Raw genomic sequence first — 16,732 nt, 5'->3', positions numbered from 1 at the left:
TGCTCGACCGAAGGAGGAACCGTTGCCCCGGATCGCGAAGGCCGCGCTCGCCAGGGTTCGGCCGCCCGGCGGCCCGCGCACCCGCCGTGCGGGCCGGATCCTCGCGGTGGCCGCCACCGGGCTGGCCGGCGGCTACCTCGGGCTGCTCCTCGGCGGCCACGTCGAGACCGCCGTCGGCCCGACCGACGTCTCGCTGGCCCTGCGCCCGTCCTGGACGGGCGGGACCACGGTCGACATCCCGCCCCTCGGCGCCCTCCACCTCGACACCCACGACGGCCCGCTGGCGCTCCAGGCCGGCGTCACCGAGCTGCGCCCCGGGGAGGCCGGCAAGCTGATCGAGAGCGACGCCCAGCTCGCCCGGGTGACCGACCAGATCACCGACCAGCTCCGGCACGGCGTCACGATCATGCTGCTCCGCGCCGCCGGCCTCGGCCTGCTCCTGGCCTTCCTGGCCGCCCTGGTCGCGTTCCGCTCCTGGCGCCGCGCCCTGCTCGGCACCGGCTCGGCCCTCGCCGGCCTCGTCGTGGTCGCCCTGATCACCTGGCTGACGTTCAACCCGCAGTCGGTCGGCGAACCCCGCTACACCGGCCTGCTCGCCAACGCCCCCCAGGTCGTCGGCGACGCCCGCGGCCTCGTCGCGCGCTTCTCCGCCTACCGCGCCCAGCTCGCCCGCCTCGTCGGCAACGTCTCCAAGCTGTACGCCGCCACCTCGTCCCTCCCCACCTACGAGCCCGACCCGTCCACCCTGCGCGTCCTGAACGTCTCCGACATCCACCTCAACCCCACCGCCTGGAACGTGATCCGCTCGGTCAGCGCCCAGTTCCAGATCAACCTGATCATCGACGCCGGCGACCTGATGGACCACGGCAGCAAGCCCGAGGACAAGTTCGCCGACGAGATCGGGAAGCTGAAGGTCCCCTACGTCTACGTCCGCGGCAACCACGACTCCAAGGGCACCCAGAAGGCCGTCGCCCGGCAGAAGAACGCCGTCGTCCTCGACGACGACACCCGCAAGGTCGAGGGCCTGACCGTCTACGGCGTCGGCGACCCCCGCTACACCCCCGACAAGAGCACCCGCGACGACTCCGTCGGGACCGGGCAACTGCACGCCGCCGGCGCCCAGCTCGCCCACAAGCTCCGCGCCTCCGGCACGACCCCCGACATCGTCGTCGCCCACGACCCGAGCGAAGGCGACGCCTTCTCCGGCGCGACCCCCCTCGTCCTGTCGGGCCACGCCCACCAGCGCTCCACCCGCCTCCTCCCGACCGGCACCCGCCTGTTCGTCCAGGGCTCGACCGGCGGCGCCGGCCTCCGCGGCCTCGAACACGAGCAGCCCACCCCGATCGAGCTCTCCGTCCTCTACCTCTCCCGCTCCACCCACCGCCTCCAGGGCTGGGACGATCTCCGCCTCGGCGGCCTCGGCCTCACCTCCGCCCAGATCGAACGCCACCTCGAACCCGCGCCCGACCGCCCCATCACCCCGCCCACCGCCCCCGTGCCCCCGTCCCCGTCCTCGCCGTTCCCCTCCCTCCCCCAGTCCCAATGGCCCACCACCAGCGCCTCACCGTCCCGTTCACCCGAACGCCCGTAACCATTTATGCGTCCGGCGAGGTTGTCCCCTATGCTGGGCATGCTGTGGCGGCTGCGACCGTCCTGGCAGGGCCCCCTTCGTCTAGCGGCCTAGGACGCCGCCCTTTCAAGGCGGTAGCGCCGGTTCGAATCCGGTAGGGGGTACCACCCGCACGACTGCATGATCCGCGTGGTCGAGATGAACGAGCAGGTCCTGGACAACCTGGACCGGATCATCACCAGCCTGGAGACCGGTCAGGACCCCACCGGCGACACAAGGACGGCCAGTGCGCGCTGGCAACTCCCAGCACCTGATCACAGCAGCCCGACGGCGCAGCCAGCTGACCAGGGAGAAAGCCGTTCGGGCTTCGGCATCCGGACGCGGCAGGGCAGCCGATCAGCATCGAATCCGTCGCCCGGCAAGCGGGCGTCTCCCGATCCTGGCTATACGGCCAGCCAGGCGGACGCGGCCGCGGGGCCTCTGAGGAGAAGTTTTCGCACCCCGCCCCACGCGCGGTGGGTGCGCGCGTGGGGAGGACGTGTGGGACAGGTGATGCGCCTGGGGTCGAATGCGGGTAGTGCGCCCGCGATTGCGGGGTCTCCTCTTTCAATCGCGAGGCGGCGTCTCGTTCGTCCAACCCTCGCTGAGCATGCAGGTGTAGTCGGAGCGGATGCCCGGCCGCATCCCGGTCGGTCCCGCCTTCTTGAGGATCGTCTGGTCGCCGAGCACGTGGTTGGTCTTCGGATCCAGGATGAGCTGGTACTCCACGACTGACCCGTCGGTCCGGTCGACCCACGGCGCGGCCAGGGCCACGCCTTTACGGTCGCACGCGTCCTGGACCGTCCCGACGGAGCGGACGCCGGACAGCCCGGCCAGCATCCGCAGCACCGCCGCCCGAGACTTCGGCGCCGCCAGCTGGTCGCCGATGTAGCGGGCCCCGATCATCAGCTCGTTGGCGCTGCCGTCCACGAAACCGGCGTCCCGGCGGACCATCGCGACGAACGCGGCCGGGTCCGCACCGGAGGTGAGCCGGGATTCCACGCTCGGCGGCTCGGTGTTCGGGTTCAGGATGAGGTAGCTGGGCCGGTGCGGCCCCAGCGGCTTGTTGTCGATGGTCAGGTTGAGGCGGTCACCGTCGGCTTCGGCCCGCCAGCGCGCCGGGGACCCGGCCTTGCGCCACGCCGCCATGTCCTCGGGCGTCCGCGGTCCCACCGGCTTGGCCTTCTCGGCGAAGTAACCTCGGCCCGATGCCGTTCGTGGCTGCCAGACGTCGCTCTCCACCTCCGTGTAGATCACGTAGCCCCCGTCCTTGGGGACGACGCGCCACGCCCGTCCCCGGAGCGTGCGCTGCCGCCAGTAGCGGCCCGCTTTCAGAGGCGTCTCGGGCTTCAGAGCCGTCCCGGCCTCCAGCCTCGTCGCGGCGGCCAGCAGGAACGTCCGCGCCTGAAGATGCTGCTCCGCCGCCTGCTCTTTAGACAGCACCGGGCCCGCCTCCCCTCCCTCGAGGGACGCGGCCACGACCACGGCGGCGGTGGCCGCGGCGACCAAACCCAGCCCGAGCCCGAACTGCAGCCGCCACGGCCGCTTGCGCGGCTTTGGCCGCATCAGCTCCTCCAGGCGGCGCCGCCCGGCATCGGTCTCCTGGGCGGACGGGCCTCCCTCGTCGAACGTCTCCGCGACCATCGTCAGCTCATCCATGGGACTCCTCCTCGGTGTGATCGATCCGGCCCAGCGACTCCCGCAGCTTCTTTCGAGCCCGGCTCATCCGCGATCCGACCGTCCCCCCGGGAATCTCGAGCGCCGCCGCGACCTCCTCGTAGCCCAGGCCACCGATCGCGACGAGCAGCAGCACGTCCCGATCGCCCTCGGTCAGCGCGGCCACAGCCGCCGCCAGCCGAGGACGCATGCCCTCGGCGGTGAGGCGTTCCACGACCCGCTCCTCGTGCCCGGCGGCCGCGGCCACCGTGCCGAGCCGCGCGATCGCCGCCATGCGGCGGTTCTCGGTGCGCCGGTGCTGGCCGACCAGGTTGGTGGCGATGCCGTAAAGCCAGGGCCGCAAGGCACCGCGCTCCGGGTCGAACCGGTCCTGGCTGCGGTACGCGGCCAGGAACGTTTCAGCGGCGATATCGGCGGCGTCGTCACGGCCGAGCCGCGCCGCCACGTATCGGTAGATCTGGGGGAAGTACTCGTCGTAGATCTCGGCGAATCGGTCAGGCTCATGCCAAGACCCTTTCGGCACGCGGACGGCGCGCGTCGAGGGTGTCATCGGTGGCTCCCTGTCATATCCGGCCTTCCAGGACGCGTATCAGCGGTTACCCGTTGTTAGCCGGAACCCGAAATCTTCTTCACGCACAGACCAGCAGACCCGCCTCGCCGCCCAACCACCAGCGCACATCCCTCCAACCGCATGGCCAGCACCACCTGCTCCCCCACGTCGGCCCCACAGACAACGCTTGAGTAACAGTCCCCGACCGCGAGGCTGGCGCCTTCGCGCCAATCACATCCGCCTTCCAGACCTCGTCCACACGGCACAACCGCAGGTGAGAGCCTCGGGCGTCCGGACGACTCCAGATAATGAACGCCTCCCCGAAGCCACCCTGCCCGACGGCGCGGACCTGACCGACCCGCACCTGACCGGCGCGATTTGAGCAGAGCCGATCTCCGAGAAGCGAAGGGTGTAAATCAGGAGAGCGCGCGAAAAGCGGGCGCACGTAACGATGGCGAGACTCGCTGGTAGGCCGGTCCCGGCCCGGCCGACCCGCCGCTAGAAGCTTGAGAACCACTCCGGACCCGATACGCCAACGGCCCGCAGGACCGCACGGCCTCTCCAGATACCGCAGTTGGGCTTCGTTGTGCAGGGTGTCGATGGCCAGCGAGGTCTTCCCGCTGCCGCTCACTCCGGTGAAGGCGACGAGCCGCCCCTTGGGGATGCTCACGGACACGTCCCGCAGATTGTTGGTACGAGCCCCCACCACATCGATGGTCTCGCGCCCCATACTCGCGACGTCCCATGCGAATGCAGTCAACCTTCGTCCACCTTCCGCGACGCAGCAGGGCAGGGGCGGTCAGGCCCCCACCCATGCCCGAACGAACATGGCGCTGAGCGGCCGCTTCACCAGATCTCCCGTCGCATGGCCGGTCCCGATGCGGCCATGCTGCGGATCAGGGCTGGGACGCCGCGGTGAGCTTCGCGATGTCGGCGGCGTAGACGGTCATCCAATGCGGATGCAGCCGGTAGAAGACAACATCGTTGTCCCAGTCGAAGCAGTCGTCGCCGTAGAAGTCCTTGAAGTACGCGAGCAGGTCCGGCCAGTCCGCGGCCGGCTCGCCGTCCTGGGGGTTGAGGATCTCCACCGTGCCATGCGTGAACACGCCCAGGTCCTCACCGCGCATGTGCGCGGCGCTGACGGCGGGCCGGGCGGCGAGGTGGCGGGCCTTGACAGCGTCGCGCGCCGTGCCGAAGTACCACTTTCCGTGGAGGAAGTGCCCGTCCACACCGCTGATCCGCGGTTCGCCCTTGGCCGTCACGGTGGACAGGGCGAGGGTGCACATGCCGGTGAGAACCCGGGCGAGTTGCTCCGCGGTCAGTGTCCTCTCAGTGTTGATGATCGAGCGGAGGTGCGGGGAGGAGCGGGAGAGGGATGCCTCAAGGAGGGCCTGAAGCTCTTTGAGATCTTCCGGAGTTTCGCGCATGGAGGTCCCTGTCTATCCGTATCTATCCGTGGTGCCCGGTCCACGCCCACCATCGACGCGTCCGGTGAAACCATGCTCACCCCAAAACCTGACACCTTGCGTCATACTTCTTCATCCATCTGCGGACGCCACTCGACACCTTCCTCGTCCGGCCCGTTCTTGTCCCGGCCCTGACCCTGGACACCGGCCGGGCCTTCCGGTGGCCCGGTCACATGGCCGCCCTCGTGTCCGTCCGGCCCTGGCGCCCAGGCGGGCCAGGATGCCGGTAACGAAGCGAGTGCCTTCGCCGAACTCGTCCAGTGCTGATCCTCGGACCGCTGTGCCTCGCACGCGCATAGGTTCACTGACGCTTGACGATCAGCACGATCACCATGGTGAACACCACCCATGCGCCGCATACGGCCCAGATCTCGGTCACTCACCCCACGCTGTCCGTTAGGGCACTTGGACCGCATCAACCTGCTGTTCACCTTTCCAGGCGCCGCCGGTAGACCGTGGTATTAGCCCCACGGGCTGTCGGCACGGCCGCCCGAGGCCGGACCGTGCCGACATCGGGTGTGCGGACCGATCGCCGCTTCAGCCCTGGTGGGAGACCCGCCGACCCACTGTCACAGATGGCCGCCGACCTCACGCGCGATCCTGATCACTGTCCACGCGATGAACAAGGTTGCCCATGCCCCGAACTTCGCCACTTCGAAGGCGGTGCGCAGCCGCCAGTACCTGGCCGCGCGCCGGTCTCGGCCGCCGTTGCCCGCCTCGCTCGTCCGGGCGGTCTCGCCGGTGGTGCCGTGTCGTGCCATCAGTCGTCCTCCTCGCTCCGACCTGAGGCGGCCGGGTGGCCGGCGCCGGGTCTTCTCGACGCAAGACAAGAAGAACTCGCAAGTCAGGGTGTCCGGTAGGGGGCTGGACATTAGGGGACGATCTTCGATCGCATCTGTCCGGAAACGGACGAGCCGCGATCGTCTGCGGACATCCGGCCGCGGCCGTCCCGGAGTCAGCCGTACGCTCGGAAATGCCGTCGGACGATCTGGGACAAGGGGCTTGGGTGCAGATACCACCGGAGACAGGGGATCTAGACCTGGCCGCGGTCACCACAGTGCCGCAGCTTAAAAAACTACTGGGAGTGCTGAGGCTCCGAGCCGGGCTCTCCTTGCGCGCTCTGGAACAGGCCAGTGCTGGGAGGCTGACCAAGACCCGGGCCGCGGAGGCCGTCAATGGTGCCCGGCCGCCCTCCCGTGAAACCGTGGAGGATTTCGTGCGGACGTGCGGCGTCCCCGAAGACCAGATCACACCGTGGGTGCGCGCCTGGGAACGCGCGAACGTCCCCAGGAACGTCGCTCCGCCCGACCGCGACGATTTCCGCGCCGAGGCCGAGCACATCTTGGATCTCGCCCGTGCCGAGGCCGTGCAGATCGTGGATCAGGCCCGTGCCGAGGCCGAGCACATCGTGGGCCAAGCCCGTACCGAGGCCAGAGCAGATCTCACCCACATCGACGCAGTTATGCCGGTCCCGGACGGCACCGACACCCCACGGGAATACTGGCTGTTCTCCGGTGAACGCTACCTGCGGGTGAGCCTCTCCTCCTTGGGCGACCTGCTGCAAAGGCGCCTGACCGACCATTCTCCCCTCCACGAATGGGCCGGAACTTTCAAGAGGCTTCCGGAATTTCGAACCAAGATAGACATGGTGCTCGGCGTTCCGGACAATCGCCACGAGTATTGGGTCTTCTCTGGAGATCAGTATATTCGGATACACGTCGCCGACACCGAGAACGGGATCCGCGATGAGCTACAGGAGGGGCCGAAGCCGCTCAGTGATTGGGGTAGGACGTTCGGAGCGTTCTCAGATCTCGACCGCATTGACACCGCGATGCCGGTGCCGGAGGCCGGTGAGCAGAATCAATACTGGGTGTTCACAGGCAGCCGGTACCTCCGGACCTGGGTAAAACATGGACTCGATGGCCAGATCAACATTCATCCGACAGGGTTCGACGGATGGTCCGACGATGAAGGACACTCTTTTCTCAAGGGATGGCCCGGCACCTTCAACAGAGTCAGCCCCTTCAGTGAAGGGATTGACGCGGTGATACCATTGCCGCCTGTGAAAAATGGAGAAGAAGAGTACAGAGACTACTGGGTGTTCTCTGACGACCAGTACATGAAGATCCGGGTGATAGCTCACCTGTACAGTGACACGATCATTCAATTCCCAGCAGCGCTGGGTGGCTGATGATGCCCGTCTCCTCGATAAGGGCGGTGGCGGACTGCCATCTCAGTGCGATCACCTGGCCATCCCTCCTTGACCTCCTCCTTGGAACCACTGCGGCGGCACGTGACAACCGGCTCTGACCTCTTCGACGCGGTCGGGTGGTGTCGTCGATGTAGCCCTCGGCCGGGGCCGTGATGGGCGCACCTGGTGCTCAGCCGTCTTTGCGGGCGTGCTCGGCGAAGTCCCAGAGGCGGTGCTCGCGGTCGGGGTCGTAGGACTCCTTGGACGAGGGCACGGCCCGGGAGCGGTCGATGTAGGAGCCGGTGGGTGCGGCGGTTCGGCCGAGGATGGCATCGGCGAGCTTGCGTCCGGCGGCGGGGACCGTGTCGACGATGGGTGTGATGGACAGCGCCGGCAGGACCCGCCGGCTCAGGAAGCGGTCGATGGGGCCGGCGGAACGGACCAGTCCGGTGCCGGGCACGAGGCCGGGGTTGTAGGAGACGATGTCGACCCCGTCGGGCAGCCGCCTGGCCCACTCGTGCACGAGGTGGATGGCGGCGAGCTTGCTGGTCGAGTAGGCGGTGCGGCCGGCGGTGACGGTCGCGGGCTTCGGGAAGGCGCCCGGCCGCGCGAGGGTCTCCGGGTCGGACCAGCGCGGCGCCGGGACGAGTCCGCCGGTGTGCCTGAAGTCGCCGAAGTGCGTGTCGCTGACGGTGATCACGATGCGCGCGGGGGCGCTGAACCGCGGCTCGAAGGCGCGCAGCAGCAGATGGTTGGCCAGCACGTTCACCGCGAAGGTGGTCTCGTACCCGTCCGGGGTGGCGTGCAGGGCGTCGACGAACTGTACGCCGGCGTTGCCGGCGAAGGCGCGGAGGGGCGGAAGGTCCCCCTGGTCGAGCATCCGGTTCACGGTCTCGGCGGAGGAGCGGATGCCGTCGATGCTCGCCAGGTCGGTGTCCACCAGGGTGACGTTGTCGCTGATGGCCCGCAGTTCGTCCAGGGTGTTCCGGCCGGATTCTCCTCGCCCGAGCAGCACCAGGTGCGTCTCCTGGTCTTTGCGCAGGACCTCCGTGGCTGCGACCCGGCCGATTCCGCGCGTTGCCCCGGTCATGATCAGCGTGTGCATGGCTCGTTCCGTTCTCTCGTCCGGGACAGGCGTCCGGAGGTTTCAGTTGACGACGTCAACACTGTGGCATTTTTCAGTGGACACTGTCAACTGTAGGGTGGGGCCATGAATGTGCGTGCGGAGACGGCGGCGGCGACACGGCAGGCACTCCTGGACGCCGCGTCGGCGCTCCTGGACGGCGGCGGGGTCGACGCGGTGACGCTGCGAGACGTTGGGAGCGGCGCCGGCGTGTCGCGCTCGGCGGCCTACCGTCATTTCGTCGACAAGGAAGATCTGCTGATGGCGGTGTCCGCGGCGGCGTGGGATTCGCTCGCCACCCGCCTGAGGGGGATCGCGGCCGACGCGACCCTGAGTCCGGATGAGGCGCTGCGCGGAGCGCTGGGGGCACTGGTGCAGGTGGCGCGAACGCGTCCGCACCTGTACCGGCTGATGTTCGCTCGGACGGTGGGCGACGCGACTGCGGCGGTCCAGGCGGCGACCCGCGCGCAGGACGTCTTCCTGGCCATCGTCGGTCGCATCGTCGAAGGAGACGGTATGCCTCAGATGGCGGGCCTGCTGATGGCGGCCACGCACGGCATCGTGGATCTCGACCTCAGCGGGCACCTGACACCGGAGAAGTGGGGCACTGGTATCGACGGGATGGTCGACCTGCTCGTCCGGATCATCCGGCCCCTGTGACGTCACGGCCCTGTGACATGGCGCCCGACACCTCCCCGACGAACCCTCGTCACGTCGGCCCTCTCCTCCGAGAAGACGCCCCCGCCTCCGCGATCACGGAGGCGGGGGCGTCCCCCAGCACCGACCGCACGGACCGGTGACGTAGCCCCCCGGGTACGCGTCGAAGCGGAGGCCGTGGTGGAATTTACGCCCGTTTATGGCGAGAAAGGCCGGAACTCGACACGCGTCCGGTTTATGATCTTGGCGGGTGCCCTCCGGCGCCCACCAGTCCGAGGAGAGTCATGCGCACACCATCCGCCCGGTCCTTCACCTTCCTCGCCGCCGCCTCGGCCGTCGCCGCCTCGGTGCTCGCCCTCGCCGGACCCGCGTCCGCGGACGTCTCGGTGCAGGGCGTGGACACCTACGCCTCGACGCTGGACGGTGAGGCCGAGGCCCGCTGGTGGCACGACGGTGACAAGCTCGTGGTCCACGACGTGCTGGCCGACGGCTGGGGATCCAGGGCACAGCTCCAGACGTGGAACTCCGCGCTCAACCAGTGGATGACCGCGTTCACCTGCACCGACTCCAACTCCTCGGACGGCACGAAGACCTGCTCGCAGAACCTGGTGGAGGGGACGCCGGTGCGGATCCACCTGTGGCAGTACAAGGGCACCTCGACCCGCCTGCACACCTACAGCCCGCAGGGGCAGGCGTAGTCCGGCCCTCTCCCCCCGGATCCGGTGCCGGTCACGGGTGCGGGCGGCGGATCTCCAGGCGCTGGCCGGTCATGGCGGCGAAGACCTCTCCGTAGATCAGGCCGAGCTGGTCGGCGTCCCTGAAGCGCCACACCGTCGCGCGGTCGGCCCAGTCGTGCCCCTTCAGCGGGAGGCGCCGGCGGGTCGACCTCGGCACCACCAGGTGGACGGCCCCGTGACCGGCCCGGCGGAGCAGTGCGGACAGGGTGGACGGGGCGTCGAACAGGCTCGCGTCAGTGATCACCATCAGGCTGCACGCGCCGGGCTCGGCCGGACGCTGGGCGCGCAGCTCCAGGAGCAGTTCGAGGGCGGGCGCGAGCAGCGTCCCCTGCCCCACGTCGCCGAGCGCCTTGTCGGTGACCTGGGGCAGCCCGCGCACGTCGGCGGGCGGCACCATGACGGCGGCCCGTCCGGCGAAGGCCACCGAGGTGAGCAGGTCGCCGTCCGCCATCTCCCGGCGCGCGAAGTCGGCCAGCGCGCGGAGCGCCGCCTTGCGCGGCCGGGCGTGGGCGCGCATGGACACCGACAGGTCCACCGCCACCTCCAGGCTGACCGGGCCCCGCGCGCGGCGCTCACCCGCGATGCGCGCGGAGGCGAGGTTCGCCGGGGGCAGCGCCCGCGCCGTCCCGGACGAGGCCGGACGCGTTCCGTCGGCGGAGGCGGAGGCGGAGGCGGCCGTGGCGGCGGCGACTGCGGCGGCGGCTTCGCGGATGCGGTGGTACTCGGCCGCGCCGGCGCCCAGCGTCCGGACGATCGCGGCCGCGTCGGGCAGGCCGTGGCCGATCTCGCGGAACCACCAGCCCGTCCCGCGCCGGTAGCACTCACCAAGCAGGTGCACCGGCTCGGGCGTGGTCTCCCCCGCCGCGGCCCCGGACAGGACGGCCAGGTCGGCCGACGCTCCGTCGCGGAGCGTGCAGCGCAGCCCGCCAAACCGGGACAGCGGCCCGGACGCCGTCTCGGCGGCGAGGACGATCCGGTCGGTCCCGGCGGGCGGCGCGGCCAGGTCGACCATGACCCCGTGGTCGTCGGCGACCGTGGCCAGGCACCCGCCGGAGGCGTCCTGGAACACCGCGATGAGGGAGACGGCCGCGCCGTCCGGGCGGCTCAGCTCGAACGCGGCGATCGCGACCTCCGCGAGCGGGACGTTCAGGGCCTTGCGCAGCGGGCCGGTCCGCGCGCCCGGCATCACAGGCCCGCGGACAGGATCGCGGGCAGGATCGCATAGGCGAGCACGGCGAAGCAGACGACGGCGACGCCCAGCACCACCGCGTAGATCACCAGCCGCCACCGACGGTAGGGATCGGGTCCCATCAGGCTCCCTTCGGCTCGGACGTCACGCCGGGTGGCGGACGCGGAGGCCCTCTCCGGCCAGGATCCAGCCGGCGAGGTCGAGGACGCCGGCGTCGACCTCGCCGCCGTCCAGCCAGGCGGACGTCCGGAAGAAGCGGACCTCGGCGAACGACCGGCGCATGAGGCGGACCATCCCGTCGAACCCGGCCGGGCCCTCCAGCCAGTCACGGATCTCGTCGCTGCCGCCGCCGAGGCCCGCGAGCGCCTCCGAGCCGCGCACCAGGTCGTCCTTGGTCAGCGCCACCGCGAGCCGGGCCCGCCCCGTCTGCGCGCCGAGCCCCTGGATGTTCTCCACGAGCTGGCCGAACACGAAGTCGGGCGGGGCGTCCGAGCGCAGCCGCCCGGACCTGGCCCGCTCGCCGGGGTCCAGCGAGTCCCAGACGGCGTCGATCGACAGCGGGTCCAGGGTGAGCAGGAACGTGCGGGCGGTCTTGATGTACCGCAGCTCGCGCAGCAGCTCCGAGCGTCCGACGAACTCGCCGGGCGCGTCGAAGACGTGCAGCAGCCGGGGCCTCCCCGAGGACGGCCGGACGTGCAGCGAGTAAGCGCGCAGCGGCGCGTCCTTCACCTTGATCGTCTTCCAGGTGTGCACGCCCGCGCGCAGCTTGTCGGCCAGCCCCCGGTACGCCTCGGCCGACTGGTCGTCGGCGAACTCGGCGACGGGGTCGCGCGCGCCGTCCGCGCCGCCGGCGTCCCGGCCGGCTCCGTCCACCAGGCCCATGACCAGCGCGGTCATCAGCCGGGTCTTGCCGGTGGTGGCGGCGCCCAGCACCGGGATCACGATCTCCGGCACCGTGCCCGCCCCCCGCGACATCGGCTCGTCGCAGTGCGGGCAGTGCGCCGTCATCCGGCCGTCGCCGGTGCCGGTGAGCAGCAGGGTCCGCAGCATCGTCCCGCACGCGCAGCGGCGCCGCAGCACGCCGTACCGTCCCGGCCGGACGTCGCGGTGCCGCCTGCCGCACGTCTTGCCGGGACACTCGTAGGACGGGTACGGAACCCGCTGGTGGCAGGAGGGGCAGCTCGTCCGGATGCCCCTGATCCGCCGGACGCCCGAGTCGACGGCGCGCAGCGCCTGCCCCGCCGAGATCACCGCCAGCGCCAGCACCGCCACCACCGCGAACTGCACGACGCACAGCACGCCGATGGCGGCGAGGCCGGTCCCGACGCCCGCCGCCATGCCGAGCCACACCACGATCCCGAACGGCCACAGCAGGAGGCCGCCGTTCCCGAACACCCGCCGGATCTGCGCGTCGTAGGTCACGAAGAGCTTCGCCGGGGCCGGCACCGCCACCCGCGCCGCGTGCCGCAGGTCGATCAGCGCGGGCCCGAACAGGTAGTGCGTGTAGGCGGGCTCGGCGCGCCCGTCGGCCCGGCCCGGCGGGGGCGGGACGGGCTTCGGGTCGGCCCCGGGCCCGACCCCCATGACCGAGGCGAGCCGCCGCAGGTAGGCGTACAGGCTGTAGGCGACGAAGAACGCGCCGATCAGCATGATCGCGGGCAGCGCGAGCACCGCCACCACCCACAGGACGATCAGGCCGAGGACGCAGCCGCAGCCCATCGGCATCCCGTCGCCGCTGCGGGCGGGAGCGGGCGGCGTCCCGAACCTCGTCGACATCCTCTGCCTTTCCGGTGCGCCCGCTGCGGGGCGGGGGGTCGTGATCGGACGATGCGCCCGGGGAACGGCGCGCGTCAGTCGTGCGGCGCCCGGCCGGGCAGCCAGCGCGGGCGGCGCCGGCAGTGCCGGTGCCGCCAGTGCTTGAACTCCTCGGCCACCGCGCCCGCCCTGCGGCGCACCTCCCGCTCCACCCCGTTGAGGTCGCGTTTGCGCCAGTCCGGCAGGTGGTGCAGCAGCACGCCCTCGATGCCCTCGGCGACGGCCCGCTGCCCACCGGCCGCCGCGCTGCACAGGGTGGCGAACCCGGCGGCGGCGGCGACCACGGCGACAGCCCTGTCGCCTTCGAGGCGTGCGCCGAGCCGGTCCAGGTGCAGCGTGCGGATCTCTGCGGGGGCGCGGCCGAGCAGCGCGGCCAGCGCGTCGTGCGGCAGCGCCGGAAGCAGCACCGCCAGGCGCAGGCGCAGGTAGTCCTTGGCCGCGGCCGTGGCCGGCGTGCCGTACGCGTTCAGCAGCGCCTCACCGGCCGTGCGGCGGGCGGGGTCGTGCCGCGGCTCGCCTACCGTGACGATGTTCCGCTCGATCCGCCGGATCCGGTCCATCGCCTTGAGCCGGTTCTGAAGGTCGGACGGCATCAGCCCGGCGAGCGGCAGCGCGTTGAGGACGTCGCAGAACGCGCCGTAGGCGTCCAGCTTGGGACGGTCGTCCGGCGCCAGCGGCGCGCGCAGCAGCGGCACCACCCAGGGGACGAGCGCCGGATCGCGGGACGCCCCGTCGGGCAGGCGCGGCAGCAGCGCCGTCGCGTCGCCCGTCGACCAGCCGTCCGGCCACAGCGCGGTCAGCAGGTCGCCGTCGAGCCGTCCGGCCGGGCCGCGTCCGGCCAGCACCGTCACGGCCGCGTCCACGCGCCGCGCCGGATCCCTGCGGGCGGCGGCCACGAGGCCGGCGGCGCGCAGCGCGGGCACCGCCTTCAGCTCGGCGGCGGGGACGGCGTCGCCGAACCCGGCGTCGAACACGGCGACGAGCCGGCGGAGGTCGGCCGCCGCCGCCTGGTCGAGGTGGGCGAGCGTGCCCGACCGCAGCGCGGGCCACCGCCGCACGACCGCGTGCAGCTCCGCGTCGGACGGGGCGCGCAGCAACTGCGGCCCGATGACCCGCGCGCCGCAGTTCTGGAGCACCCGCTCGTCGGGCTGGACGTCGTGCGCCTGCGCCAGCCGCAGCAGCCGCGCCACCGTGCCGGAGTCGGCGTCCGCCAGCAACTGCGTGTAGCGGCGCGCGGCGAACTCCCGCGCCTTCGGCGACCGCAGCGCCGCGGCCTCCCCCACCCCGCCGCCCGCCGGACCGTCCGCGCGACCGTCCGCGCGCCCGTCCGCCGGTCGGCCCGCCTGGCCGCTCTCGGCCGCGAGTTGGGCGGTGACCAGGCGTTCCTCCGCCAGCTCCAGCAGCTCGCCGAGCCCGCCGGCCGCCGCCGCGTCGGCCAGCCCGGTCAGGTGCGCGGCGGACGCGGCCTCGTGGCCCAGCGCGGCGGCGCCGATCCGGCCCACGAGATCGCGGCCGAGGCGGGGCGTCTGCCCGGCCAGCCAGGCGCAGACCACGTCGAGATCGTCGGGGTTAACGCCGACGCCGCCGTCCAGCAGCGCCGCCGCGACGACCGGCGCGTGCCAGTCGGCGAGCCGGACCTCGCCGCCCGCCGCGAGCGGCGCCGCGCGCCGCCACAGCGCCCCGGCCGCGACCGTCCCGGCCCCGGCGAGCAGGTGCGCCATCGGCCCGGCGTCGACCTCGGACGCGGCACCGGCGGCGCCCGCGGTGAAGTCGAACAGGAAGAAGCCCTCGAAGGCCCGCTCGTCCGCGACGATCTCGGCGCCCGGGACGGTGCCGATCACGTGGTGCCGGCTGTAGGACGGCCGGAACTGGTAGGTGGCGAACGACATCCGCGCGACCAGCGGCGGCGGGAGCAGGTACGACAGCGCGGCGATCCAGCGCGCGGTCTCGTCGGCGCCCGCGGCGAGGATCACCACCGACCGCTCCTCGTCGAGGACGGCGCGTTCGGCGGCGGCGAGCAGGGCGGGGAGCCGCGCGCGTCCCGCCGCGCCGTCCAGGAAGGCGTCGACCGTCTCGCGTCGCAGCGGACCCGGCGCCAGCGCGCCGCGCACCGGGGGCAGGTCGGGGCCCGCCACCGTCTCGCGCGTCCACAGCCCGGCCCGCCACAGCTCGATGGGCGGCGGCCCCTGCCAGCCCGCGCCGCCGGCGCCGACGAGCGCGTGCGCGAAGTAGTTGCCGAACCGGCCCGAGTAGTCGGTCCCGGTGAACGCGACGTTCGCCACGATCGGCACCGGCCCCGGCGCGAAGCACAGGTTCACCGGGCAGTCGGCGATCTGCGCGGGGGTCGGCGAGTGGCCGAGGGTGCCGGGCGGCTCGTACGAGCTGAGCGCCTCGACGTCGTTCATCACCTCCGGCGTGACCCCCGGCGTCACCGCGTTGAACTGGTAGCCGGCGAATCCGGACAGGCCCGTCCGGCAGGAGGTGTAGTAGAGCTGCTGGAAATCCATGTCACCCCTTCGTCGCGGGCAGGGCGTTGAACCGGCTCAGCAGCCACAGGAACGGATCGGCCACCCGGTACGGATGCACTCCCCGGGGATCCACCCGGTTGTCGGCCGTCGGGCCGCCGCCGAGCGCCGACAGCCCGAAGTAGCGGAAGGTCGAGAAGTTCTTGCGCATGATCTGGTCGATCTGCGCGCCGTCCCACTCGTGCAGCAGCGCCCGCACGTGGTCGTGCACCGCCAGGCTGTCGGCCTGGTCGAAGACCGGCTCGGCGTCCGGCGGCTCGCGCAGCAGCGGGCTGCCCGGCGGGAACGCGTGCCGGAGCGCGTCGATCTTGGAGAAGGCGACCGCGACCGGCACGTCGATCCGCCGGTTCGGGCCGCGCCCGGTCGCCTCGTACAGCACCTCGGTCACCCGGGTCAGCACGTTGACGGGGCTGTCGGTCTTGTCGTCCCGGTCCGGCAGCCGGGTGCCGGGCGCCGCGCCCGCCCGCGCGCCGCGCATCTGGAGCGGGTCGAGCAGCAGGATGATCCCATCGGCGCCGCGCAGGTACCGGACGTTGAGGTCGACGCTCTCCTTGGAGATCAGGTCCTCGCCCGCGGTGTCGAAGAACGAGGTGATGGTGTGCCGGTCGCGGGTGCCGAACAGCCCGCTCCGGTCGAGGGTGACCTTGAAGACCAGCGGGCGCCGGACCTCCGCCTGGCCCGGCCTGGTGGTCCCCGGCAGCACGCTCTGCCGGTAGAGCATCTCCTCGTACCGCTTGGAGAACTCGCTGCGGGTGTGGTCGTCGGAGCCGACGACCGCGGCGTCGAACCGCCGTCCGACCGAGTGCATCAGCTCGTGCAGCAGGACGGTCATGTACACCGTCTTGCCGCTGCCCTTGGCCCCGATCAGCGCGATCAGGCGGCTGTCGACCCGGCCGAAGTGCACCGGGAGCTGGCTGTGGCAGTTCGGGCAGAGCCGCTGCGTCGTCTCGCCCTGGCAGCTCGGGCAGCGGGCCCCCGTCCGGCGGCCGTTGACGGCGGTCAGCCGGCCACCGGGGAACACCGGGGGCAGCGCCTCGTTCATCCCGAACCGCCGCGACAGCGCCTGGTCGCGTTCGGGCTTGCACCGCTCGCCGCCCGGCCCGAGCAGCCCGGCGCAGCGGAAGAGCGTCTTGCGTGGGGGGAACGGCTGGTAGCAGTACGGGCACAGCAGGGACGGCATGAGGGGCATCGGC

Annotated in this window: 14 protein-coding genes and 1 tRNA gene; 5 read left to right on the top strand and 10 right to left on the bottom strand. The window is 71.7% G+C overall.

The features are described 5' to 3' along the window. Positions 1-22 precede the first annotated feature (22 nt). Complete coding sequence (locus OHA34_RS25760; protein WP_285939027.1) at positions 23-1,591, top strand: metallophosphoesterase family protein; 1,569 nt, start codon at positions 23-25, stop codon at positions 1,589-1,591. 70 nt (positions 1,592-1,661) lie between these two features. Then, positions 1,662-1,737: transfer RNA gene (locus OHA34_RS25755), tRNA-Glu, on the top strand. Between the two features lie 439 nt (positions 1,738-2,176). Here the strand turns inward: OHA34_RS25755 and OHA34_RS25750 are convergent. The 4 genes from OHA34_RS25750 to OHA34_RS25735 form a co-directional block, all read right to left on the bottom strand. Further along, a complete protein-coding gene (locus OHA34_RS25750; protein WP_329519161.1) occupies positions 2,177-3,268 on the bottom strand; it encodes a hypothetical protein in 1,092 nt (363 codons plus the stop codon). Beyond that, on the bottom strand, positions 3,261-3,836 hold the full coding sequence (locus OHA34_RS25745; protein ID WP_329519160.1) for an RNA polymerase sigma factor: 576 nt from the start codon (positions 3,834-3,836) through the stop codon (positions 3,261-3,263). The genes OHA34_RS25750 and OHA34_RS25745 overlap by 8 nt, the downstream gene beginning before the upstream one ends. 896 nt (positions 3,837-4,732) lie before the next feature. Continuing rightward, positions 4,733-5,263: a pyridoxamine 5'-phosphate oxidase family protein gene (locus OHA34_RS25740; protein WP_329519159.1), complete on the bottom strand. Its 531-nt coding sequence runs from the start codon at positions 5,261-5,263 to the stop codon at positions 4,733-4,735. Positions 5,264-5,871: 608 nt separating this feature from the next. After that, the gene (locus OHA34_RS25735) at positions 5,872-6,063 is read right to left on the bottom strand and encodes a hypothetical protein (RefSeq protein WP_285939031.1); all 192 of its coding nucleotides are present in this window, start codon (positions 6,061-6,063) and stop codon (positions 5,872-5,874) included. Positions 6,064-6,308: 245 nt separating this feature from the next. Here OHA34_RS25735 and OHA34_RS25730 point away from each other — a divergent pair, with 245 nt between their 5' ends. Beyond that, a complete protein-coding gene (locus OHA34_RS25730) occupies positions 6,309-7,493 on the top strand; it encodes a helix-turn-helix domain-containing protein (protein ID WP_329519158.1) in 1,185 nt (394 codons plus the stop codon). 190 nt (positions 7,494-7,683) lie between these two features. Here OHA34_RS25730 and OHA34_RS25725 read toward each other — a convergent pair whose 3' ends face one another. Then, positions 7,684-8,598: an SDR family NAD(P)-dependent oxidoreductase gene (locus OHA34_RS25725; protein ID WP_285939033.1), complete on the bottom strand. Its 915-nt coding sequence runs from the start codon at positions 8,596-8,598 to the stop codon at positions 7,684-7,686. A gap of 105 nt (positions 8,599-8,703) precedes the next feature. Between OHA34_RS25725 and OHA34_RS25720 the strand changes: the two genes are divergently transcribed. Together OHA34_RS25720 and OHA34_RS25715 are read left to right on the top strand one after the other, a co-directional pair. Continuing rightward, positions 8,704-9,276 carry a TetR/AcrR family transcriptional regulator gene (locus OHA34_RS25720; RefSeq protein ID WP_285939034.1) on the top strand — a complete coding sequence of 191 codons (573 nt, stop codon included), beginning with the start codon at positions 8,704-8,706 and terminating at the stop codon, positions 9,274-9,276. Positions 9,277-9,557: 281 nt separating this feature from the next. After that, the gene (locus tag OHA34_RS25715; protein WP_285939035.1) at positions 9,558-9,971 is read left to right on the top strand and encodes a hypothetical protein; all 414 of its coding nucleotides are present in this window, start codon (positions 9,558-9,560) and stop codon (positions 9,969-9,971) included. Between the two features lie 31 nt (positions 9,972-10,002). Here OHA34_RS25715 and OHA34_RS25710 read toward each other — a convergent pair whose 3' ends face one another. From OHA34_RS25710 to OHA34_RS25690, 5 genes are all read right to left on the bottom strand, one after another. After that, complete coding sequence (locus OHA34_RS25710) at positions 10,003-11,196, bottom strand: hypothetical protein (protein ID WP_329519157.1); 1,194 nt, start codon at positions 11,194-11,196, stop codon at positions 10,003-10,005. Then, positions 11,196-11,321 carry a hypothetical protein gene (locus tag OHA34_RS25705; protein WP_285939037.1) on the bottom strand — a complete coding sequence of 42 codons (126 nt, stop codon included), beginning with the start codon at positions 11,319-11,321 and terminating at the stop codon, positions 11,196-11,198. Before OHA34_RS25705 ends, OHA34_RS25710 begins: the two co-directional genes overlap by 1 nt. Positions 11,322-11,343: 22 nt before the next feature. Beyond that, positions 11,344-12,975, bottom strand: coding sequence for a TRAFAC clade GTPase domain-containing protein (locus OHA34_RS25700; protein WP_329519156.1), 1,632 nt, complete (start codon positions 12,973-12,975; stop codon positions 11,344-11,346). 74 nt (positions 12,976-13,049) lie between these two features. Further along, complete coding sequence (locus tag OHA34_RS25695; RefSeq protein WP_329519155.1) at positions 13,050-15,521, bottom strand: GTPase-associated protein 1-related protein; 2,472 nt, start codon at positions 15,519-15,521, stop codon at positions 13,050-13,052. Between the two features lies 1 nt (position 15,522). After that, positions 15,523-16,728, bottom strand: coding sequence for a TRAFAC clade GTPase domain-containing protein (locus OHA34_RS25690; RefSeq protein WP_329519154.1), 1,206 nt, complete (start codon positions 16,726-16,728; stop codon positions 15,523-15,525). Positions 16,729-16,732 lie beyond the last annotated feature (4 nt).

Origin of the sequence: Spirillospora sp. NBC_01491 (genome assembly GCF_036227065.1) — a bacterium.
Lineage (GTDB): Bacteria > Actinomycetota > Actinomycetes > Streptosporangiales > Streptosporangiaceae > Spirillospora > Spirillospora xylanilytica.
Note: the sequence above shows the minus strand (reverse complement) of the source record. Positions and strands in the feature narration are given on the sequence as shown.

Bases quoted from the DNA above. Each gene is read 5' to 3' on its own strand.
- OHA34_RS25695 (WP_329519155.1), bottom strand. From the start codon at position 15,521: ATGGATTTCCAGCAGCTCTACTACACCTCCTGCCGGACGGGCCTGTCC.
- OHA34_RS25735 (WP_285939031.1), bottom strand. From the start codon at position 6,063: ATGGCACGACACGGCACCACCGGCGAGACCGCCCGGACGAGCGAGGCG.
- OHA34_RS25700 (WP_329519156.1), bottom strand. From the start codon at position 12,975: ATGTCGACGAGGTTCGGGACGCCGCCCGCTCCCGCCCGCAGCGGCGAC.
- OHA34_RS25710 (WP_329519157.1), bottom strand. From the start codon at position 11,196: ATGCCGGGCGCGCGGACCGGCCCGCTGCGCAAGGCCCTGAACGTCCCG.
- OHA34_RS25725 (WP_285939033.1), bottom strand. From the start codon at position 8,598: ATGCACACGCTGATCATGACCGGGGCAACGCGCGGAATCGGCCGGGTC.
- OHA34_RS25720 (WP_285939034.1), top strand. From the start codon at position 8,704: ATGAATGTGCGTGCGGAGACGGCGGCGGCGACACGGCAGGCACTCCTG.
- OHA34_RS25715 (WP_285939035.1), top strand. From the start codon at position 9,558: ATGCGCACACCATCCGCCCGGTCCTTCACCTTCCTCGCCGCCGCCTCG.
- OHA34_RS25690 (WP_329519154.1), bottom strand. From the start codon at position 16,728: ATGCCCCTCATGCCGTCCCTGCTGTGCCCGTACTGCTACCAGCCGTTC.
- OHA34_RS25750 (WP_329519161.1), bottom strand. From the start codon at position 3,268: ATGGATGAGCTGACGATGGTCGCGGAGACGTTCGACGAGGGAGGCCCG.
- OHA34_RS25745 (WP_329519160.1), bottom strand. From the start codon at position 3,836: ATGACACCCTCGACGCGCGCCGTCCGCGTGCCGAAAGGGTCTTGGCAT.
- OHA34_RS25705 (WP_285939037.1), bottom strand. From the start codon at position 11,321: ATGGGACCCGATCCCTACCGTCGGTGGCGGCTGGTGATCTACGCGGTG.
- OHA34_RS25740 (WP_329519159.1), bottom strand. From the start codon at position 5,263: ATGCGCGAAACTCCGGAAGATCTCAAAGAGCTTCAGGCCCTCCTTGAG.